The sequence below is a fragment of the Pilimelia columellifera subsp. columellifera genome (assembly GCF_039532605.1).
GTDB lineage: Bacteria > Actinomycetota > Actinomycetes > Mycobacteriales > Micromonosporaceae > Pilimelia > Pilimelia columellifera.
This window is the reverse complement of record NZ_BAAARY010000001.1, coordinates 57357-78598: the sequence shown is the minus strand read 5'-3', so window position 1 is coordinate 78598 and position 21242 is coordinate 57357. Positions and strand designations below refer to the sequence as shown.

The following is a 21242-nucleotide window of genomic DNA, read 5'->3' as shown; positions in this document are numbered from 1 at the left end:
CTCATGCTAGTGGGGGCCGCTCTGCTTCGAAGTCATGAGTCTGCGACGGCAGAGGTCTCCTGACGACGTGGACTGCTCGGCCAGTCGGTGCCGTCATGACAACTAAGGTCGTAGTGTGAACGTTGACCCGTCCCGTTTCGCCACGCCCCGTGTCGCTGCCGGTGTGTTGATCGCTGACGCTGCTGACCGGGTGCTCATGCTGCGCACGACGTACAAGGACGCGTGGGAGATCCCTGGCGGGTACATCGACCGCGGGGAACTGCCCAGCGAGGCATGCCTACGGGAGCTTGGCGAGGAACTGGGTCTGTCCCGTCCAGTCGGGCGTCTGCTCGCTGTTGACTGGGCACCGCACCCGGAGGAGGGCGACAAGCTGCTGTTCATCTTCGACGGGGGGACCTGTCCGAGGACCAGGTCGCCAAGCTTCCCTTCGCTGACGGCGAGATCGCCGCAGCCGTCTACATCCCCGCTGACGAGCTGGACGAGGTCACTCTTCCCCGCCTAGCCGTGCGCATTCGTGCGGCCCTGACGGCCCGTCGCAGTGGTGAGACCGCTTACCTAGAACACGGCGTAGCGCGAAGGGATAGATGACCGGCCGCCAACCGACGAGCCCAATCCTGCGCTAAGTTTCTGTACGCCTTCAAGGCGGCCCGACAAGCGGGCCGCACGCGCCGCCGCCAGGGCGCGCAGCTGCTCGTCGCTCGGCCGCTCCTCGCAGCTCGCGCAAGACGCCCGGCGACTGGCGCTTCGCGAGACAACAAAACGCCCCGGACCGCCGAAGCAGGCACGAGGCGCGTACCAGTCGAGCTGGGTGCCGTGAACGTCGGGCCGTACGCGCACCGGGTGAGCGACCAGCTCGGTGGGGGGACGCGGGCTGCGGACCTTAGGCCGGTTGCGGTTAGAGCGCCTCCGGCGGGGGCCTCCAGCTCCAGGATGGCCGAGACCCGCGGGGCCGTTGCGCTGATCGCGGGTCAGGGTCGGGGTGGGTGCCATCCCGCCTGCTGACGTCCCGAGCAAGCCGAGCAGGCCGGCCCCGGGGTGCCAAGGTCGTACGTCCGCAGGGCGCTCCACCTTGTCACCCCGGGGCCGGCCCGCACCCGCGAAGCGGCGGGACGACAGCAGACGGGATGGCTAAGACGCGGGCGGAAGCGGGTAACGCCATATCTGCCGCTCGCTATTTTTGTCATCCAGCCAGCTAACCGTAATGGTGCTGTCCTTGGTACCGAAGGTCTGGAGTGCTAGGAAGGTGACTGCCTCTGTCGGCTGGACAACTGCGTGCTCGGGCACGTCACGCAAAATGAGCGTCTCGTGGGCCGTGACCACAACGTCTCGCGCAGTCTTATCGCCTACATTGCTTAGTCGATAGCGGGATTTTCGATCATTGACAAGGTTCCATTGCACGCCGCGCGTAGGCGCTGGACTTCCCTGAAGATTGGATGCTGCAAGCGTCTCCAGCGCAACAACGACGCGACGCGTGTACTCCTCGGTCAGGCGGGCCGCCGCCTCAGTGCGGAGGGCCGCCGCGTCAGCTCGGTTGGCGGCTTCCTCGCCGAGACGCTGCTGTAGCAGCAGACCTTGCCGGGTTACCTTCTCCTGTCGCGCCATGATCACGTTCGTAGTGATGCCGACCAACAGCGCAACTAGTACGCCGATGCTCGTAGCTTGATCACCGATCGTTTCCCAGTCCCAGGACTTCAAGCCTGCCAAACCCAACACGTCCATCACGATACCGAGACGATGCGCGCAGAGGCCTCCATGGAGCCAGCCGAGTGGTCAGCAAAGAGGGGACGAGGACACCGCGCCGCTGGCTCCCGCGATACAGCAGCGAAGTACGGCACCCAGGCCGCCACACCCGACCCAGCCGAGCCACGGGACCCCGCCTGACCAGGTTGGCGGCCGCATGAATCTGCCTCGCCCCGAGCGGAGCATCACAGGTCCATCATGGAGTCGCTGATCAACCAGGTATCGGCCACATGCCGACGGATCTGCCGTGTCGGGGGCCACATCGACCCGACTGATCCTCTAGGTTACTGGTCCAGACCACCGGGAAGGACGACAGTTTGAGAATCGGGATCAGCATCAGCATTCCGTTCGCCAAGCAGCGGTTCGAGGAAGCCATGTCGATCGCGCAGTCGGACCTGCCCGTTCCAGACCGTTGGTCTGAATTGGCCCGAAACGTTGGACATTCGACACGGGGAGGAGACACCGTCGTCCTTGGTTGCGCGCTACTTGCCAAAGCCTGCGATCGTCGGATTGATCCGTTCGTGGTCAAGCTGGGCGTGACCGAACGTGGCTATCACATGAGAGGGATCGGTGATCACGTTCTCGCGCCGGCTCGAAATCATTACGGATTTGATCTAGGCTCCGAAAGTGCTAATCCAACCAACGGAAGCACCTGGCTGAAGCCGCGTACTCTGCACGATATTGTGACCCGTGAAAAGGAAAGCTTTGCTTTCCTATTGGAAGTGCTCGGCGAAGTCGACAGGCTTGACGAGGAACAGGCCCTTTACGCCTTTGCGGCATGGCTGCGGGAGCGATTTGCCGTTGCGCTCAAAAATCAGCCGATCGTAATTGCCGAAACTGAGGCGGATCTCGCGCAGATAGTTTCCGCTGCGGAGAGTTTCGTGCTCGAGAACCCTGAGCGAGGCGGCAGGGGCCAAGCACTAACTGCTGCGGCTCTGAGTATGATTTGGTCGGATGTCAGGACTGGGAAGATAAACGACCCTAGCCGACATTGGCCAGGTGATGTACACGTCTTCCAAGCTGCCGAGAAGGTGCCGCTCGTGGCAATCGAAGTAAAGCAGCGCGAGGTGACGGAAGGTGAAGTGTGGGCCTTCATTCGGCGTTGCGCGAACAAGGGCATCAGGAACGTCATGTACGTTGGTCTGAAGTCCGACCAGCAGGCACTACAGGGTTTGGACGCTAGCCACGTTGCGCGCGAACTAAACTGCGTCTTCACATGGATTTGGGGCGTGGAAGAGTTAGTCTTTCATGCTTTCGCTTGGAGTCCGAGGGGAGTGGAGGTCAACGTGCGAACCCTCGCTCGCGGGATGGTAAAGCGGATGGTGGAAGTGGGGCTTCCCGTCTCTACTCAAAAGCGGTGGGCTGAACTAACCCGATCCAGCTTCTTCGAGAAGTGACAGCGCTGAGGGCACCGAGATGCGGTGCCCTCAGCGCAGGCATAGAAACCAGATATGGCTCCCTATACGCCAAGCTCCAGCTGCTGTTGCTGGCGTGTGCATGGATCGCCAAGGTGGCCGAGCTGCTCCATTAGTGCGTCTACTACGACCTTACCGAGCTGAACTGGAACAGCGTTTCCAAGCTGACGTTGGATATCAGCTCGGTTACCGTTCAGCTTGAAGTCGTTAGGGAATGTCATGAGCCTGAGTAGCTCCGGCACCCGAAGGCGACGTGCCCTTTTTTCGCCGTCGGCGTTCACGACATTCTCCCAGTGGAAGGGGCCGACGTAAGGGCCCGGCTGCGCCTGAATGGTCGAAGCCGGCCGACCCGGGTCCAATCGCAGAAGGAACGTCCAGTACCGGCTTCGCCACTTGAAAACATTGCGACCGCCATAGCGGTCAGTGTGCCAGAGGTAGTTTTGGCCTGGAGGTACCTCAGAGGCCAACTCGCCGTACTCGCCATTAACGGCCTCACCAGGCTCAGGCGTGCCAGGAAGCAAGTCGCCGATTGCGTCATGGGCGGTGATAAAGGGCCGCTTAGTTACATCAATCTTCCGGTCCCGCTCACTCAAGCCCGAGTGTGTGATAGGCGGGAACTCGAACGCCCTTCCGTCTCGTCGGCCGACCACGAACACGCGCCGACGTAACTGTGGAACCCCGTACTCCGCAGCAAGTAGGACTTTATACCGAGGATTGTAGCCCAAATCTTCGAGCTGTTGCAGGAGGCGGGCGAACTGCGCACGGTGAGTTGAGTAGGTGAGGCCTTGGACGTTCTCAAGGATAAAGGCTTCCGGCCGTGTGTCACGGACTACCCGTACATACTCATCGAGGAGGGATGCGTTCGGGTCGAGGCTTTCGCGCTTCTCCTCAAGCCAGAAGCCGGACTTGCTGAAGGGCGTACAAGGAGGGCCGCCGATCACCAAGGTCGGCTCCCCGGCCGACAAGCCCGCCAGCTGGAGAAGTTCATCCGCAGTCGTGTGGCGGATGTCCTTGCAGAGCGTTGGCGTCTCGGGAAAGTTCATGGACAGGGTCCTGAGCGCCTGCGCCTCGTAGTCGGTGGCTACGGCAACCCGAAGGATGCCGTCTCGGTCAGCGGTACGGCCACACGCTTCCACCGCCAGGTCAAGGCCACCCGCGCCCGAGAAGAGGCTGATGACTGGAAGACGTTCGCTCACCCTAGGGACTCCCTCTGCTCGACCCCGACAAACTCTAGGCTGGTAGCTCCGTCCGCCGTCGGAGGCGGGCGGTTCGTTATCGGATGGGTCACTGGAGGTGGCCAGCCCGCAGGGCTCGATGCCGAGCCAGACTAAGGCACGCCCGCCTGGCACCGCCCCGGGCGGGCCGAGCGGTACAGCAACGAAGTACAGCAACTGTGCCACCCGGACGGCGCCGAACCAGCCGCTGACCAGCGCCCTGACCTCGAACGGACCTCCACCGAGACCTACCGCCAGCAGTTCGGGACGAAGCGCCGAGCAGCCAACTGAGCAGCCAAGTCGACGGACAGCCGTGGACGGGGGCGGCAAGGTCCGGCCAGCCGAGCTGGTCCGCCTGCCGGCTGGCCTTGGCGCGGCAACGACTCGTAATGCGTAGGTCGACAGTTCGATTCTGTCAGGCGGCTCCACACAAAACCCCAGGTCAGCGGCCTGTGGGTTGCTTTTTCATCGATGTTCCTCATCCGGTCCTCGGTCGTCAGTCCGCTTCCGGTCCGCAGTCCGCCCGGCCACCGCTTCGTCCAGGGCGTCGGCGACGGCGTCCAGGTCGTCACCAAACAGACCGGCGTAAACGTCCAGAGTCATCGACGCCGAGGCGTGCCCGAGCATCCGCTGAACCGCCTTGACGTTCGCGCCGGCCGCCACTGCCAGATTGGCCGCCGTGTGCCGCAGATCGTGCGGCGTGAGGTCACCCAGACCGAGCGAGACGGCCGCAGGCTGGAATACCCGGGGCCGGAAGTTGGTGTTGCGCAACGGCCCGCCTTTGGGAGAAGTGAACACCAGCGCGTCACGAGGCTTGCCCGCGATGTGCGTGGTCAACTCATCGACGAGGAACCGCGCGACGGGCACCGAACGGCGCTGATGGCTCTTCGGAGTGCCCTCGATGAGTTTGCCGCTGACCTCCGAGTACGCCACCGCGACATTCACCCGACGTTTCGTCAGATCCAAGCGGGACACCCGAAGCGCCGACGCCTCACCCCAGCGAAGCCCGGTGTAGGCGAGGAACCGCACCAGAAGCCGGTACCTGCCGCACGCCTCTGCAAGCTGCGCGACCTGGTCGTGGTCGAGGAATACCGGCTCCTCACTGACGACCCGCGGCAACCGAACCCGGTGCGCAGGATTGCGCGAGATCCGGCCATCATCAACGGCATGGGCCAAGACCAGCGAGAACACCCGATGGGCGTACCGAATGGTTGCCGGAGCCAACCCCGACGCTGCCAGTCGTTGCACCCAGGAGCCAACCCCGACGAAGGTGACCGACGCCAGCGGCGTTGACGACCAGGACGGGAGGACCTGCCGACGGAGCGCGACCTGATAGCGGGCGCGGGTGCTGGGCTTGAGCTGCACCTGACTGGTCATCCACTGTTCTGCCCACGTCCCGACTGTGACCTTGGCGCGCGACGGGTCGATCCAGTCACCACGGGCCATCGAGGACCTGGCACCCGTTTCCCATCGGACAGCGTCGACCTTCCGGTCGAAATGACGGGCCAGCTCCCGACCCGAGGCGTCACGCACGCGGGCGCGCCACTTGCCGTTCGGGCGCTTCTCCACACTCACGATCAGGCCGCCTGCTCGTGGAGCCAGGTTTGGACGTCGGCGGGGTCGTATCGGAGGTGACGGCCCACTTTGAACGCTCTGGGTCCGGTGCGGTGGTAGCGCCATTGGTAGAGCGTTCCGACCGGGATGTCGAGGTACAGCGATACGTCGTTGATGCCCCACAGGCGTTTGGCGGGGATGGTGGTGGTGGTCATTTCTATTCCTTTCTGGTCTGTCGTGTGGTGCGGATGCGGTCGCCGATGGCGGTGGCGAGTTCGAGTTGTTCGGGGGTGTCGTAGCCGATGCCGAGGATTTGCCAGTCGTTGATGACGAGGGTTTCGGTGTCTTCGGGTAGGCCGGCGTCGGTGAGCGCGGTTCGGAGTTGGTGTTGTTGGCGTTCGGCGCGCAGGTGTTTGAAGGTGGTGGAGTAGATGCGGGATTTGGTGAGGAAGTGGCCTCGGAAGCCGAGCATGTGAGCCCAGTGCCGCAGGTTGAGGTGGGCGTACTGGTCGAGTCCGCCGAGGTTCCACGCGGTTTGGATCATGGCCCGGTGGTGTTCGGTGACTGCGAGTTGGTTGATGTGTGTTTGGGAGCGGATGCGCCGGTCGCCGGTGTCGGTGGCGCCGGTTCCTTTGGTGGCGTACTTGGCGATGTAGCCGGCAAGGCGGGTGTCAGCGACGGCCTGGTCCTCGTCGTCGTCGCCGGGTTCGATGTCGATGTCGGTGGCGGTGATGTCTTTGACATCGACTTGTCCACCCCACCGCAGCGCCAACGGCGTCCCGTCAGGTCGGGTGGTCTCCAGCTCGACGGCCGCAGCCGCAGAGCGCACCGCGTCGGCGAGGAGGTCGGGGGTCAGCCAGGTCGGGGGTGGGGAGTCGGGGCCGGTGGGGCCGTCGGCGCGGATGATGGCGTGGAAGTGGACCAGGCCGCGTCGTTGGTATTCGGCGACTTTGGCGTAGGAGATTCGTAGGTGTTCACCGGATTCGCGGACGGTGAGGCCGCCGGCGGTGGCGATGGCGCGGCGTAGGGCGATGGTGAAGCGGTGCCAGAGTTGGCCGCTGTGTGCTTGCCACAGCACGGCTCCGGTGTAGTCGTAGGTTTGCGGGTTCAGCGGGTTGCCGAGTTGGGGGTGTCCTTCGGGGTGCCAGCGTCGGCAGGAGCAGGGTCGTTTCCCGGGCCGGTTGTGGACTGGGCCGAAGGATGGGGCGGTGAGGGTGGCGAACAGCCGCGGGGATGTGGCGACGGTGTGGGGGATGCCTTTGCCGCCGGACATGCCGGCGTGGATGAGGTGCCAGGCGTCGGCGGCGTACCGGTCGGCGCAGGAGGGGCAGACGGCGGCGCGGCGGGTTCCGCAGGAGGCCCATACCCGGCCTTGCCGGGAGGCGATGAGGTGACCGGTGGCGGCGTGTCGGGCTTCCCATTTGCCGATCAGGCGGATTGGTTTCAGGCAGCCTTTGACGCTTTCGACGCCGGCCCGCCATTGCTTGTAGGCCGGGGTGCGCATCCATCGTTCTAGTGCTGCCTCGCCGTCATGCACCGGTTGAGGTGCTGATGTCATGGGTTCTCCTTTCACGACAGGCCTGCCGTGCCCCAGGGCGAGGAGCACGGCAGGTGAAAGCGGGTGAGTGACGAGGGGTCAGTGCGCGCCGTTGAGGGCGGCCGGTGTGACCCGTTCGGCGACCTTGGATGCGATCGGTAGGGGTAGCCGGGTGGCTTGCTGGATGTCAGCGGCGGTGACGGGCCGGTCCAGGTCGGCGACGAGCCGCCGGATCTGGGTTTGCATCCCGGTCGGGATACCGAGCCCGTCAAGCGCCAGGGCGGGCAGCTCTACCGGCGCGTCGTCGCTCTCCGGGGTTTCCTCGGCCTGGCGAACTGGCCCATGGACCGCAGTGACCAGCGCTGAGGCGACGGGTTCCGCGATAGCGACCGACACCGGGTCGGGTGCGAGCGTCGGGAGGGGTTCGGGAGCCGGTGCCGCTGGGAGTTTGGGGAGGGTGATGGCTCGTCGTGCTTGGGTGCAGCGTGCCTGCACGATGGGCATGACTTCGGCGAGGAAGAACACCAGGATCGGGACCATGAGGTGCGCGGCGAGCATGCCCGCGCTGATTCCGCCTTCCCTTGGCCACAGGGCGGGCACGACGTTCATGACCAGGGTCGAGCCAAGCAGGAACCGTTTCAGCCAGTCGACGGCCCGGGAGTCGACGGCTATACCGCGTGCCAGCATCGCGGCTTCCCAACGCAAGACGGTGATGAGGATGCCGACCAAGCAGGGTTCGACTCCCCAGCACCCCCACCACACTGGGTCGGTGGGGGTGAGGTGCCCGGCGAGGAAGTCCTGAACCCCGGTGGTGGTGAACACCGACCCCAAGGCTAGGAACAGCCACAGGGATCGGGTGACGCTGGCCCGTAGCCGTTCGAGGTCCACGATGTCGAGGGCGGCGTCTTGTTCCAGGTCGTGGAGCTGACGCGCCACATCCAGCCGTTTGCTGAGCTTGCGGACCGGTCGCGGCGGCCGGACCGGTCGTGACGGCCGGGCCGGCTCTGACGTGTTGGTGGTGTGGCCCGGCATAGCGTTCACCGTGCGGTGGTGGTGGCGAGTTCGGTGTGGGGCCAGCCGGCTACGCGGACGAGGTCGGCGATGTCGTTGTCGTCGCAGTACGCGGCCCGCACGCGCATCGGGGTGCGGGAACGCTGTTTGACCACGAACCCGATACCGGCCGAGTCGGGCACGTTGGGGATCTCGTCGGCCAGAGCGCCTCGGCGTCGCATGTCGTCACCGAGGACCATGTCCACGTGCCCGGCTGAGGTGGCCCGTAGGCATACCCGCAGGCTGAACAGGTCCCGCTGAGGGATGACGTCCTTTGTCGGTTCCTGCAACGCGCCGATGACGCTGCCACCCAACGCCCGGGCCTGCGACAAGATCAGCGGCAGGACCGCCTGCGCGCCCCGAGTCAACGACCGGTCCCCGTAGCCGGTCACCGCCCCCAACTCGTCAATGACCAGCACATCCAGCGGGGTTTCCCGGGACATCTCGAACGTGCGCCGGCCCTGATCAGCCAGGACCTTCTTCCGGGCCTGCATGGTCTCCCAGAACGAGCCCAGCACGTCCACGATGTCGGTGTCGGCCTCGGCGTACCGGTACGACACCGGGCGTAAGGCGTTCAGCTCGGTGCCTTTGGGGTTGATCACGTGGACTCGGACCAGGCCGTCGCGGATCAGCGGCGCGCACGCCCGCAACGCCATCCAGGTGACCGAGTTCTTACCCGACCCGGTAGCGCCAGCGATCAGCCAGTGCTGGCCGATGAGCGGGGCGTGCCAGTCGGTGTCGTGTTCGGTCTCGCCCAGGTACACGCTGCCCAGGCTCACCGTGTCGGCGTCGGCGGGGATGTCCGGCGGGATGATCACCTGTGTGAACGGCTCCGACCGTTGCACAATCAGGGCGATGATCTGGGGGCGGACCCGCTCCACCCCGACCCGTTCGGCTTTCAACGCCACCGCCAGGGCCTCGGTGGCTTCTTCCCACAGCTTCGGCGTCTGCCCCAGCAGCAGCCGCACATACACCGTCTCCGTCGACGGGGAATGGGACCGGACCCGGATGATCCGGGGCACGTTGATCCGCTCCGTTTTGCGGTTGACGGTCACCAGGTTGCACGCCTCAGTCACCCGGCCCCACCACGGCCCCAGATAGGTACGCGATAGCCAGCGTCGCCGCACCGCCCGCAACTGCGGGGCCGCCACCTGCTCCCACGAGTGGGGGTGAGCCCGGTACCAACCCACCCCGGCCGCGAGAGCCCCGGCGACCACACCACCGGTGGTGACCGGCCCGAACTGGGCCACGCTGGTAGCCGCAGCCGCCGGAACGGCCAAGAAACCCGGGTGCCTGGCCGCCCAGCCCGCAGCCCGCCACTCCCCGCCTTGTTTACGCTGCTTTCCCATCAACCGCACCCACCCTCAATACCGATATACGAAACTGTCTGTCTGTTTGGGCAAAGGGTGAGGCCCGGATTAGGGTCACCAATCCGGGCCTCACCAACGAACACGTTCCTGTTAGCGGACCGCCGCGAGCATTTGCTTAGCGCGGGTCGTTGACTTTTCCGCTTCCCGCGTCTCATCCATCCACGGGCCTGCCTCTTCCAAAAGCACCAACAGCACCGCGACCGACCGACGAAGCTCGTCATAATGGCGCAGGTACCGGTACCGCTGAGGCATGCCCTTCATTGACGACCGCATCAACCGCATAGCCTGATCAATGCTGTCGTAGGTGTCGCTGATCTGATACGCCATCAGTTGACCTTCCATGGCTTGGCGATTAGGTCAGCCTCGAACGTCTTCACCCGCGTGTGGAACGCCCGTAAAGACTCCGCCGCCTGCTTGTGCGCGTCCTCCAAGTCCTCGACCCGGGCCGCGTACTGATACAGGGTCCCTGGTGGTGGCTCGCAGCCCTTGATCAGGCTCTTCGCCCCATCCAGCAGCATCGCCAACCCTTGAACGTTCCCCATCAACGCCTCATACCGTGACTTGCCGGTCAACGACTTCACCAGCTCCGGCACCAAATCCATCCCTAACTCCTCTCCTGTTCTAGCGCTTACCAGCGGCAGCTACTCCCGCCGGACCGCCACATCCGACGCACCCGCCGCCCCTCACGACGAACAAGCGCCATGTTCAATGAAATCGACAGCAACAGCAGGCCGCTTAGAATCAACTCGCCGTTCGACACAACAACCTCCCCTCTCAATGCGATAGCAGCAATATGGTCTGTTCTTGGCAAGGTTCTAGCCACTGTGGAATTGTCAATGAACAAGACGCCAGACACGAACCATCACAGGCCGACCACCTGACGAGCGCCCCGACCCGACTCGAACAGGTCACCCACCAAAACAGGGGGGGGCGAAGACCTCTTTACGCGCTGATCGGCTTCAAGCCCTGCGCCTTCCACGTCAAACCCGAGCGGCCGTCCCGCTCCCAGTGCGACACCGTCGCCCCGATCAACTCCACCAAGTCGCCCTCCTGGACCCCGGTTGGGTTGGCCGACAGGGTGACCCTCAACTCCTCGCCCTTGCCCCGGTAGCCGTCGTCGGTCGCGGCCGGCTTGGCGAACACACCGACGGTGTACAGCGGCTCATCCGTCCCATACGCCGTACTCACCTTCCCCTCCTGATCCACCTTGATCGACGGCTCCTCCACCACACGCAGCTTGAACCCAGCCAGATTGACCGGAATGTTCCGCATCTTGATCTCTCCCTCGCTACCTGTCTGGACGACACGTCGCCCCTGCCCTGTCCCAGCCCGCGGCGGCCGGTGCCTGATCAGTCCCTCCCATAGGACTAACTCTTCCCCTACTATGAGGACTCAAGCGTCTGGTGTCAAGGACTAATCAGTCCTCACCTGGGACGCGTGAGTCCGGTTGGTGGGGACGTAGAGGTCCCCTGACAATGGAGGGCGTGGACATGGCGGAGGTTCTGAAGCGGAGACGTGCCGAGCTAGGCATGTCACAGGCCGACCTAGCCACGGCGGCAGGGGTTGATAAGCGGCAAATCAGGCGTTACGAGGCAGGCGAGCAACAACCCGTGCTCTCCGTGGCTGTCGCGATCGCCGAGGCCTTGAAGATTTCAGTTGGCGAGCTTGCCGGCATACCTGCACACAAGGTCAACCTCACCGGCGACTGGTGGGCATCTTGGCAGACTGCGAAGGACGGCGAGGAGGTCATTACCCTGCAAGAAGTACGATTTAGACAGCAGGGCGACCTGATCAGCATCGAGACGACGACACGCGGCATCGGCGTCGAGGACGGCGGGTACCACTGGCGCGGCGAGCTCCGACTCTGGGATAACGAGATCCTAATGGGCTGGTACGCAGCCGACGACGGCTCAGTCCGCTCAAAGGGCACGATCTACTTCGTACTGCACCCACACGGACAGCGCATGGCCGGACGGTGGGTCGGAATCAGCTACGACGGCAAGATCGTAACGGGTTGGGGTGCGATGGCGCGGACTGAGCAGGACGCAAAGGCCGTAATCCAGGATCTCAAAGACGAGAGGACTAGCGATGACAGTTGAGGTATGCGAGGTCATCATCACCGGTCCAGATGCTGACTGGTTAACCAACTTCACGCATAAGCTCGTCGCGGACCGGCTCTCTGCCTGCGGCCACAACATTTCGCACATTCGCTCCGTCTACCGTTGGCAAGGCGCAATACACGACCAAACAGAAGCGCGCGTTGCTCTTCATACCCGGCGGGAGTTATTGCCTGAAATAGTCGCGCGGACTACGAAGGATCACCCCTACGAGGTACCGTGTATCATCGTATTACCAATTAGCGGTGGGAATCCGGCGTATCTGCAATGGATTGCAGCCGAGACGCGTGAAGCGCAGATGTCATAGCCACCCGGTTCCGCCAGTGTCCGGACATGCCGAGAGGAGTATGGCGCTTGCGTACGCCAATCACTTCACGATCGGCCTACTCGTCGTCAGAGGGTGGGTCCAGCGGCGACTCGCGCGAAAGGCTTTCCGTTACCGATCGTGGCATGAAGAAGCCGTCGGCCTTGCCCGGCTTCGAATACTTCGCATGCAGCGGAAATTCGATTCCATCGGGAAGTTCGCCAGAACTGACCAGTGCGCGAATCGCGGTTTGGATCGGCCTGGTGAACCCAACGAGCAACCTTCCCTGGTCGTAACCGCCGATTTCATACACCCGTGATCGAGTCACGAAGCCCATGGGTGTGCGGGATGCCTCACCTAGGACGGTGGCCTGAGCCTCGTTTCCTGTCTCCACAAGGCGGCACAACAGGCTCTCAAAGGCTGCACGGTCCCAGCCGACCGACACCGCCTCCTCTTCTTCGCTAAACCGGGCAGCGTCATCGAGTGTACTTTCGTCCACGTCGACGGAAAAGGCATCTGCAGCCGCCGAGAGTAGGCCGCCTGGCTGTGCCATGACTAGCCTCACAGAGGCTCGCTCCATCATCTCGTGAATCAGCTCCACCCGCGGACCGATTGGCTCGCCGTCTGCATCCAGGCGCCACCAGTCCTCTTTGCTGTCCCGTGTCACCAAGAGGACGTCCTTGCCGTCGCCCGTTGCCCTCTCGATAAGTTGTTCCCACAACAGATAGTCGCCCGTTCCTGCTTCCGGGTTGGCCGACTTTGCTGCATCCATGTAGCCAGGCGGAATCTTGCTCTCGAAGCGACGGCATCCCGCGCTTACTAACTCTGCAAACCGCTCCGAGCTGTACGGACTGCCCACCCTCTTGTCGAAGAGCTCCAGCAGCTTCTGAACAATTGGATCCTGTTCGACGTCTTTCAGCGCCCCGCGTAGGTTCAGTGCACCCTCTCCGTGGCCGATTTGACTGATTGCCTTCTTGAAAACTTCCTCGAAGTCGGCAGCAAGCTTGTCAGCATCAGATATCGCCATTGTTCGCTTGCCCCACGACCCAATCTCGGCGATTGCCTTCTTGCGCGCCTCGCGAAGTCCCGCGACGGAATTAAGGGCTGCCATTTCCCGGACGACGTCGTCGCGCCTTCTCCAAAACTCCCGCTGAACCTGTGCTGGCATGAAGAGCGATCCAGACGATGAAATCGCACTCAGCACAGAAAAGATTTGCTCTCGGGCCACTTTCCCGTATCTATAAAGGTCGAGTAGGACGTTTGTATCGAGTGCCACGGTGCCATTCTTCAGCACATCCTTGAGGTGGTCTTGGTCAATCCCTCGGTAGGCTTCGTATCCGTCGAACAGGCTGTTTCCGCTTCCGTCGGCTGACATGCGAGCGCTCCCGTTCCCCCTCGTGGCGTCTGAACCACCATCCCAGAGTCATGGCGTGCGAAGGTCATTGATTGATGACCTCGATCGTGCCCGGACGCCGCCGAGCTGGCTCGATACCAACATGGGCAGCCCATCCTCAACTGCCGCCGAGCGCGCTGCCTTGGTCTGCCACCAGCACCCGGCCCCGCTGCTACCTCGGATCTGCGACAGGCTGGTTGCGCACGGCGGTCATACTTTGTGGATGCGATCGCCTTCGGTAGTCACGTGGCCTGCCGTGTTGGCTGTGTCCGCCACGGCGCTCCTAACTTTGGGCGGTTGCGTCGATCCGGCGTCCTCGAGCGCCGAGGGCCTGCCACAGCCGACGCCGAGCTCGACCGCAGCGAACCCGGAGGCTGTGAACCAGGGGTCAGGGCCGGGCGACGTAGCCCCGCACGGTGCCGAGAACAATGCTTGGAAGCGTCGGCACGGCATCAGCATTGATCAACAACGCCGTGGCGACGATGTTGCAGCTCTTGTACGGGCCGCTCTGGGCAGGCAACGGGCGGCTAAGAAGTTTGACGCTGCGACGACCGATAGGACGCTGCGTGCGTTGAAGATCGCCGATTTTGAACTGACTGTTAACCCGATGAGCGTGCCTTCGTACCGCACCGACGTTACCCCCAATCCACCGCTGGGTGCGGTGTTCGCGCTTCAGCATGAGCGTCTATGCGTCGACGGGGATATACGGCCCGAGCGGCTACTCGTCCAAGTTGAAGGCGCTGCTAACGAGTTCGGCTGCATTGAACCGGTAAGCCATTAACTCGCTAGATCCCCGGCGCACTCAACTGCCGCGACGAGCGCGCTTCCGGGTGTGTCGCTGGGATGTAGAGCTCTCGCGTCTTGGTCCGCAGGGACACTGTGGCTCGGCTCGGAGGCATGTGTGTTCAAACTTTCTTTACTTGGTCAAGGCGGGCCTGCGGCCCGCCGCCGTGCCACGCCGGGGCGCGCGTGCGGCCTGGCGGCCGGTCACGCCCCGGCGCACACGGCGGGTCGTACTCGTCGTAAGGGTGAACGACAAGCCCGATGCAGGGCTGCTGATCGTGACGGGTCGCGATCAGAGCGCCTCCGGCGGGGGCCTCCAGCTCCGGGATGGCCAATGGTTCGTCAGGCCGTTGCGCTGGTCGCGTGGTTGGGGCTGGGGTGGGTGCCATCCCGCCTGCTGACGTCCCGGGCAAGCCGAGCAGACCGGCCCCGGGGTGACCAGGTCGTACGTCCGTAGGGCGCTCCACCTGGTCACCCCGGGGCCGGCCCGCACCCCCAGAGGGCGGGACGACAGCAGACGGGATGGCACAGGCTCGGGTGGACGGTTTCGCGGCGTATGGGTGCGGTCAGTCGCACCCGTAGCCGTCGCCGTCTCGATCAAGCTTGTGGGTGTCATCGCCGATCACCTTTACCGGTCCGCTGACGTAGGCCGGTCCGTTGCCCGAGCCACCTGCGCAGTCGACGTCGCCCTTTCCGATGGGTACGCAGGCACCGCTGTAGTTGGGATCACACCTTTGCTGCCGCTTAGTTCCTTTCGCGATGACTCTGGTTGCCGGTCGCTTGGTGATTACCGTGCGAATCAGCTTCCTTCCTGTCTGCGCGCCGTTGGTTGAGGTCACCTCGAATGTCAGTGTCTTGACGCCTGCCACGCCTGGGACCTTCACCTTCGTGGTACCCGACGGCAGAGACGGATCGTTTACCTGCTTCGTTGTGAACGGGATCGCCTCTGTCTCAGTGACTGTGCGCTTCACGACAACGGGCCCGGTTGTCGTGACTGCCGACGGCGTGACGTCCGCGGAGGGCGTTGCTTCGCCTGTTTCCGTCGACACAGGGGTCGGTGTGCTGTTGCTGGCGTTGACGGTCTTCTGGGTCTCGCCGCCACAGCCCGCCAGGAAGATCGCTACCGCGACGAGCGTGGCCTTGGCGGCTGGATTCCCGCGAAACCAGCCATGTGGTCGCTGCGGCATCGGAGTACCTTGCGGCCACGGCTCTTGAGGTGTCGAGTTGGTCACGATTGCAGTCTGCGCTTCTGGTTTGCCCGTTGCTGTCAGCCATTTGGCCATGACGTACTGCCATGTTGGCCTACGTCAAAAGCCGCACATGAATCGACATCGATTCGGCGGCGTTGGCTCTCAGCAGCCCATCTCCGTGACCGACTGCACCGAGCCGCGTGAAGCCCGCTACCAGCGCAGCGCGACAATGCCAAGCCGGGCGCGGCAATCCGTAGATCAAGGGTCGGTCGGTCCGCACGGAGTCCGCAGGAGGGCCGCAAGCCGTACCGGAAGCCATGAAACGTCGCGAGGTGTATCGGCAGCTCAGGTACATCTACCGCAGGTCTATCGGCATGCATAACTTGATCTCGTAATGCGTAGGTCGACAGTTCGATTCTGTCAGGCGGCTCAGGCCAGAGGCCCTGACCAGCTGAAACGCCGGTCAGGGCCTCGACTTGTCGATGCGGATTTGAATCGCCCTCGACAAATCCGCGCGGAAGATCGGGTTCAGCGAGTCAGGTGCTGGCTGCCGTAGGTGCTGGCCCGTCAATTGGGCGCCCACCACGGTATGCGGCGCCGTCGATCAGCGGTGCTGACGGCCGTAGTGGTGGTCACGCCGTCGCGGACGGTGGGACGGGAGGCCACGAACAGTGTCGGGGCGCGGTTCTTGGGTCTTCGGCTGATCCGCGCAGTCAACGTCCGCAGCCGGAGTTGCTTGATCAGGTAGTCGGCGTTGGACGGCCCGTGCCGAGGCTTCATCGCTGGGGCCGGTGCGGGGCCGGTGCTGCTAGCAGTCGCTGGGGATGCGGGCTTGGATGCGGGTGCCTTTGTCGCTGGGTAACAGGGCGATGCTTCCGCGGTGTCGGTCCAGGATCGCGCGGCTGATGGCCAGGGCCAGGCCGGCGCCGGGGATACGGCGGTCACGGGTGCGGCTGCTGCGGTAGAAGCGGGAGAAGAGCCGTTCGCGTTCGTCGTCGGGGACGCCGATGCCTTCGTCGGTGACGGTGAGTTCCGCGACCGCGCCGGCGATGGCACGTAGGGCAACGGTGATCTGGCCGCCGTCGGGGCTGTAGGTGACGGCGTTGTTGAGTAGGGCATCGACCACTTGTCGGATGCGGACTGGATCGGCGCTGAGCAGGCATTGGTCAGGCAGGTCGGCGTGGATGGACGGGCGCGGCCCGTCCGGGGGTAGGTCGATGGTGGCGACGGCTTGGCGTACCTGTTCGGCGAGGTCGAACTGTTGGCAGGTGAAGGTGGCGTGGCCGGTGTCGATAGCGGCCAGGTCGAGCAGTTCGTCGATGATCTGCCGCAGTTCGGCGGTGTTGCGCCCGATGACCTCGGCCAGTTGCCGGCCCTCGGTGTCGAAGTCGCCGGCATCCAGTCCGCCGAGCAGGTCGGCGTAGGCGCCGATGGAGGTCAGCGGGGTACGCATCTCGTGGCCGATCAAGGCGACGTATTCGTCCTTGGTGCGCAGCAGGGTCAGCTGTAGTTCCATCGATCTGCGGCGTTCGAGGAACTGCCCCAGGTGTCCGGCCAGCCCGTTGACCAGCATGATGAGGATTTCCTCGGGCTCCTCGACCACGTCAGCGAACAGGACAAGCACCGCCAGGATGTGCGTTTGGCTGGCCGGCACAGGCACCGCCAACGCCGAACGGAGACCGGACCCGGCCGCAGAGCCGCAGATGCGGGCGTCGATGGTGGCATCGTGGACCCAGATGTGGTCCTGGTTCTCCCACGCTGCCCCGGCCAGGCCCTGCCCGCAGCGCAACTGCTGCGGCATGTCGATGTCCCCCGCGTTGCCGGGCGCGTCGTAGCGAGCTGCCGGGCGCAGCAGGCCGGCGTCCTCGTCCACGAGCCACAGCTCGGCGTGCGGCCACCCCAGCGTGTCGGCCAGCTCCCGCAGCATTTCGCCGCCGGCGTGTTCCACGGTGACGTCGTTGCGGGCCAGGATCGTGGCCAGGCGCAGCTCACAGTGGTGCAGCCGGTGCGCGCGACGCTGCGCGGTCACGTCCTGGGCGCAGATCACCGCGCCCTGAATGGCGTCTTCGCCGGCCGGGATCGGCTGGGCGCTGGCCGAGAACTCCCGCGGGGCAGCTCCCCGCTGGTACGCGGTCATCAAGAAGTCGCGCAAGGTCTCTCCGCGCAGCGCCCGCAGCAGGGGCATCTGCTCCGGCGTTAACGGCCGCCCGGTGGCATCGCACAACATCAGGTCCGCGCCCCACTCGCGCACGTCGCGCATCGCAGTGTCGGTGTGGGCGGGAAAGGCTTGGCGCATAGCCTCGTTGGCGAACACCACCTTGCCGGCGGCGTCACAGGCTCCGACGGCTACATGCAGGTTGGCCAGCAGCAAGTCGAGGAACCGGCTCCATCGGGCGGCCTCAGCCGCGGCGTGGCGTTCGGCCACGAACGCGGTGGCCGCCTGTGCGGCCTGGTCCACGGCAGCCAGCTGCGCGGCCGACCACTCCCGGGGTCGGTAGTCCACCGCGCAGACGACCCCAGTGACCTCACCCCGGGGATCACGAATCGGGAATCCTGCATACGCTGCGCCCCCAATCAGCCGCAGCGGTGCCTCGGCCGGCACCCGAGCGTCTGCGTCGACATCGGTCACGATCAGCGGCAGGTTGCTGTCCACCACGATCCCCGCCAGCGTTGACGCCATTGGCGCCCCCCGTAGCTGCTCCCACTGCGGCGGGAGGCCGCAGCCGCCAACCAGCCGCAGCCTCTCATCCTGGAACACGTGGATCATCACCGTGGGCGCGCCGACGCTGCTGGCCGTCAGCTCAGCGAGCGCGTCCGCGGCCTCGGCTGAGATGCCGGCAGCCGTCAGTTCGACCTGGCGGACCTGGCTGTCACCTACGACCGGCCCAACTTCAGGATCGGCTGGCGGTTGCCCGCTGACGCCGCTCATCCCTCCACCGTAAACACCTCAACAAGAAGCCGCCGGAAAACGGGCAAACAAGCCAATATATCTAAAGTCCGACGATCGTAAGTCGATCGTCAGGATCTTGATTACTCTCGCCCGAGCGCCGGTTCTGTGGATCAGGCCGCGGGTGGCGTCGCCCACCTTGGCACGGACCGATCGGTCAGCTGAGTGACCTTCGCATCTGTTGGGCCACCACGCGGTAGCCGGACGTCTCGTACAGTTGGATCGCCCGGCTGTTCGTGCCGAAGACGTTGAGCTCCACGCGGCCCACCCCATGGGAGCGGGCAGCGTCCTCGACGGCGGCCAGGAGCGCGCGACCGAATCCGGCTCCGCGGTACGGCTCGTCGATCTCGATGTTGTAGATGAAGGCGCAGTCCGGCACCCCGCGCGGATGCGTCAAGCTCAGCCACGACGCACCAACACAGGCGCCGTCCGGGAGCACCGCCCGGAAGAACAGCATTCCGGTGGTTGCAAAGCCGTCCGGTAACAGCGCTTCATTCGCCTTGACAGCAATTTCGAGGGCCTCGTCCGCTGGCCAACTACCGGCTACTACCTGTGAATCGGCGAACAACCGGACGGCCCGGCCGCGCCACTGCTCGAACTCGTCGCTGGTCATCTCGCGTACGGTCACCTCAGGCATCGCGCGATGGTCTCACACCAGTCGGTGGATCGTCGCCACGAACTTCCCCCTCCTCATGTGGGGTAGGCGATCGCGGTGGCGCGCCCGAATCTGCCTGGATCTCCGTTCTACAACGGAGCCATGAGGGACGAACGCTAGGCCCCGGTCCGCCGCACGCCGCTTCCAGCGCTGATGAACTCGGTGTGCATGGTCCGGACGGACGCCAGCAGTTGTTCGCCCAGCTCGTCGCCTAGCGGTCCGTCCGGGCGCCAGGCCAGCACCAGGGCGGCCCTCAGCGGCGTGTCTTCGAGCGCGACGTGCGCCATCCGGGCCTCCTTGTTGATGTTCGGCCAGTAGGTGAACGTGATCGCGCCGAGCGCGTGGCCGAGCGCGACCGCCGCGGACGCGCTGTTCGCGAAACTGACGCGTGGCCGGATGCCCGCTGCCGTGCACGCCGTCTGGAAGTGGGCGGTCAGCGGCTGGCACTCCGGATACGCGAGGACGATGTGCTCGTCCCCGAGGTCGGTGAGCCCGATGGTGGGGCGGTCGGCGAACGGGTTGCTGTCCGGCAGGCACAGGTACGGGTCCTGGGCGGCGATCTGCTCGTGTCGAACGTGTTCCGGCGGATCCGGGTCCAGGCCCGGGTAGTGGCGGAACATGGCGACGTCTATCTCGCCGTTGCCGAGGAGTTGGATGAGTCGCTGGCCGAACTCGTCCACCAGCAGCGACATGGGCGCGATGCCGAGATTCTCCGCGCAGCGCACGAACGGAGTCAGTGTCGGCGTGGGCGCGGCGCCCAGGCGGACCGACAGCTTCCCGTTGTCGGTGGCCAGGCAGCGACGGACGTCGGCGAACATGCGGTTCACCGCGGGGAGCACCTTGCCGGCGTGTTCGAACAGGATCGCGCCCGCGGTGGTCAGCGTGATGCCGGACGGTTGGCGGTGCAGCACTGGCAGCCCGACTGCTCGCTCTAGGCGTTGCACGGCGCGACTGACGCCGCTCTGGCTCATGCCCAGCTTTTCGGCAGCGCTGTTGATGCTGCCCATCTCGGCGACGGTGTGCAGGATGCGCAGTTGCTCGGGTTCGATGTCCATCTAATGCTGCACGCCCGCGTCGATCCTCGCCTGGTGGGCCTCTGCGACCGCGCGTGCGAAGTGCGGGACCTGTTGCGCCCAGAAGCCGTCCGGTCGGTACATGAGGAGGTGCCGGGACACCCAGGGCAGCCCGGCGAGCGGACGGCGGGTGGTTCCCTCCGCGGACGGCCCCCACCCCTGAGTCATCGCCACGCTGCCGTCGTGCCGGACGACGTCCTCGTGCGGCCCGTACGGCGGCAGGTGGTGGACGATCTCGGGGGTGAACCCGAACGGGCGGCACACCCGGTGCAGGAACGCGATGCAGTTGTCCGATCCGGAGACCGCGATCCACCGTTCATCGCGCAGCTCTGGCACGGTGATGGCGGGCCGCTGCGCCAGCGGATGGCTGGAGCTGATCATGATGTGTGGACGCTCGTCGATGATGTGCTGGACGCCGAGCTCGGCTGGCCGGGGGCACGACATCCCGGTGAGCTCGTGGACCAGCGCCACGTCGATCTCGCCGGTGAGCACCTGGTTCGTCACCTGCCTGGTCGACTCGGCGACGGTCACCTCGATGGCGGTGCCGGGGAAGCGGCGACGCAATTCGTCCAGCAGCAGGTCCGCAACGGAGCTTGCCGTCCACCCGAGCCGGATCGTGCCGGCCTGCCGGTCGCGGTGCCGGGCGATATCGTCGTGGATGGCGGCGCAGTCGTCCAGGATCTCGGCGGCGTGGTGCAGGACGACGCGGCCGAGCGCAGTCGGCCGGACGCCGCAGTGGTGACGGTCGAACAGTGGGCCGCCGAACAGGTCCTCAAGCCGACGTAGCTGTCGGCTCAACGCGGGCTGGGGCAGCTTGAGCTGTTCGGCGGCCCGGTTGAGGCTGCCGGCCGTGGCCACGGCTCGAAGGTTTCTGAGGTGATGCAATTCCAGCTGCATATC

The 21242-nt window shown here is 64.9% G+C and carries 21 protein-coding genes and 1 tRNA gene; 6 read left to right on the top strand and 16 right to left on the bottom strand.

Annotated elements, in window-relative coordinates; genetic code table 11:
• The first annotated feature begins 115 nt into the window (after window positions 1–115).
• Window positions 116–502: an NUDIX domain-containing protein gene (locus tag ABD287_RS00390; protein WP_344166606.1), complete on the top strand. Its 387-nt coding sequence runs from the start codon at window positions 116–118 to the stop codon at window positions 500–502.
• 626 nt (window positions 503–1128) lie between these two features.
• Here ABD287_RS00390 and ABD287_RS00385 read toward each other — a convergent pair.
• Window positions 1129–1722, bottom strand: coding sequence for a hypothetical protein (locus ABD287_RS00385; protein WP_344166604.1), 594 nt, complete (start codon window positions 1720–1722; stop codon window positions 1129–1131).
• Between the two features lie 335 nt (window positions 1723–2057).
• Between ABD287_RS00385 and ABD287_RS00380 the strand changes: the two genes are divergently transcribed.
• Window positions 2058–3137 carry a restriction endonuclease, SacI family gene (locus tag ABD287_RS00380; protein ID WP_344166602.1) on the top strand — a complete coding sequence of 360 codons (1080 nt, stop codon included), beginning with the start codon at window positions 2058–2060 and terminating at the stop codon, window positions 3135–3137.
• Window positions 3138–3199: 62 nt separating this feature from the next.
• Here ABD287_RS00380 and ABD287_RS00375 read toward each other — a convergent pair whose 3' ends face one another.
• The gene (locus ABD287_RS00375) at window positions 3200–4351 is read right to left on the bottom strand and encodes a DNA cytosine methyltransferase (RefSeq protein WP_344166600.1); all 1152 of its coding nucleotides are present in this window, start codon (window positions 4349–4351) and stop codon (window positions 3200–3202) included.
• 354 nt (window positions 4352–4705) lie between these two features.
• On the opposite strand from ABD287_RS00375, the gene ABD287_RS00370 reads away from it, so the two are divergent.
• Window positions 4706–4797, top strand: a tRNA-OTHER gene (locus ABD287_RS00370).
• A gap of 37 nt (window positions 4798–4834) precedes the next feature.
• Here ABD287_RS00370 and ABD287_RS00365 read toward each other — a convergent pair.
• The 8 genes from ABD287_RS00365 to ABD287_RS00330 form a co-directional block, all read right to left on the bottom strand.
• A complete protein-coding gene (locus ABD287_RS00365) occupies window positions 4835–5944 on the bottom strand; it encodes a tyrosine-type recombinase/integrase (protein WP_344166598.1) in 1110 nt (369 codons plus the stop codon).
• 2 nt (window positions 5945–5946) lie between these two features.
• A complete protein-coding gene (locus ABD287_RS00360; RefSeq protein WP_344166596.1) occupies window positions 5947–6138 on the bottom strand; it encodes a helix-turn-helix transcriptional regulator in 192 nt (63 codons plus the stop codon).
• A gap of 2 nt (window positions 6139–6140) precedes the next feature.
• Window positions 6141–7427 (bottom strand): replication initiator, encoded by a 1287-nt coding sequence (locus ABD287_RS00355; protein WP_344167683.1) that lies wholly within the window; start codon window positions 7425–7427, stop codon window positions 6141–6143.
• A gap of 132 nt (window positions 7428–7559) precedes the next feature.
• Window positions 7560–8492 (bottom strand): hypothetical protein, encoded by a 933-nt coding sequence (locus ABD287_RS00350; protein WP_344166594.1) that lies wholly within the window; start codon window positions 8490–8492, stop codon window positions 7560–7562.
• 5 nt (window positions 8493–8497) lie between these two features.
• A complete protein-coding gene (locus tag ABD287_RS00345) occupies window positions 8498–9586 on the bottom strand; it encodes an FtsK/SpoIIIE domain-containing protein (protein ID WP_344167680.1) in 1089 nt (362 codons plus the stop codon).
• Between the two features lie 384 nt (window positions 9587–9970).
• The gene (locus tag ABD287_RS00340; RefSeq protein WP_344166592.1) at window positions 9971–10207 is read right to left on the bottom strand and encodes a hypothetical protein; all 237 of its coding nucleotides are present in this window, start codon (window positions 10205–10207) and stop codon (window positions 9971–9973) included.
• Window positions 10207–10482: a hypothetical protein gene (locus tag ABD287_RS00335; protein WP_344166590.1), complete on the bottom strand. Its 276-nt coding sequence runs from the start codon at window positions 10480–10482 to the stop codon at window positions 10207–10209. The genes ABD287_RS00340 and ABD287_RS00335 overlap by 1 nt, the downstream gene beginning before the upstream one ends.
• A gap of 340 nt (window positions 10483–10822) precedes the next feature.
• Complete coding sequence (locus tag ABD287_RS00330) at window positions 10823–11152, bottom strand: hypothetical protein (protein ID WP_344166588.1); 330 nt, start codon at window positions 11150–11152, stop codon at window positions 10823–10825.
• Between the two features lie 218 nt (window positions 11153–11370).
• Between ABD287_RS00330 and ABD287_RS00325 the strand changes: the two genes are divergently transcribed.
• Together ABD287_RS00325 and cutA are read left to right on the top strand one after the other, a co-directional pair.
• Window positions 11371–11979, top strand: a complete 609-nt coding sequence (locus tag ABD287_RS00325; RefSeq protein ID WP_344167677.1) for a helix-turn-helix transcriptional regulator — start codon at window positions 11371–11373, stop codon at window positions 11977–11979.
• Window positions 11969–12304 (top strand): divalent-cation tolerance protein CutA, encoded by a 336-nt coding sequence (gene cutA / locus ABD287_RS00320; protein WP_344166586.1) that lies wholly within the window; start codon window positions 11969–11971, stop codon window positions 12302–12304. The genes ABD287_RS00325 and cutA overlap by 11 nt, the downstream gene beginning before the upstream one ends.
• A gap of 76 nt (window positions 12305–12380) precedes the next feature.
• Here the strand turns inward: cutA and ABD287_RS00315 are convergent, their stop codons facing one another.
• Window positions 12381–13676 carry a PIN-like domain-containing protein gene (locus ABD287_RS00315; protein WP_344166584.1) on the bottom strand — a complete coding sequence of 432 codons (1296 nt, stop codon included), beginning with the start codon at window positions 13674–13676 and terminating at the stop codon, window positions 12381–12383.
• Window positions 13677–13959: 283 nt separating this feature from the next.
• On the opposite strand from ABD287_RS00315, the gene ABD287_RS00310 reads away from it, so the two are divergent.
• Window positions 13960–14475, top strand: a complete 516-nt coding sequence (locus ABD287_RS00310) for a hypothetical protein (protein ID WP_344166582.1) — start codon at window positions 13960–13962, stop codon at window positions 14473–14475.
• Between the two features lie 568 nt (window positions 14476–15043).
• Here ABD287_RS00310 and ABD287_RS00305 read toward each other — a convergent pair.
• From ABD287_RS00305 to ABD287_RS00285, 5 genes are all read right to left on the bottom strand, one after another.
• On the bottom strand, window positions 15044–15760 hold the full coding sequence (locus ABD287_RS00305) for a G5 domain-containing protein (protein WP_344166580.1): 717 nt from the start codon (window positions 15758–15760) through the stop codon (window positions 15044–15046).
• A gap of 715 nt (window positions 15761–16475) precedes the next feature.
• Window positions 16476–18596: a sensor histidine kinase gene (locus ABD287_RS00300; protein WP_344166578.1), complete on the bottom strand. Its 2121-nt coding sequence runs from the start codon at window positions 18594–18596 to the stop codon at window positions 16476–16478.
• Window positions 18597–18771: 175 nt separating this feature from the next.
• Window positions 18772–19227 carry a GNAT family N-acetyltransferase gene (locus ABD287_RS00295; protein WP_344166576.1) on the bottom strand — a complete coding sequence of 152 codons (456 nt, stop codon included), beginning with the start codon at window positions 19225–19227 and terminating at the stop codon, window positions 18772–18774.
• A 158-nt stretch (window positions 19228–19385) separates the two neighbouring features.
• Complete coding sequence (locus ABD287_RS00290) at window positions 19386–20324, bottom strand: LysR family transcriptional regulator (protein ID WP_344166574.1); 939 nt, start codon at window positions 20322–20324, stop codon at window positions 19386–19388.
• Entirely contained in the window at window positions 20325–21239 is a 915-nt protein-coding gene (locus tag ABD287_RS00285; RefSeq protein ID WP_344166572.1) for a LysR family transcriptional regulator, read from the bottom strand.
• Window positions 21240–21242 lie beyond the last annotated feature (3 nt).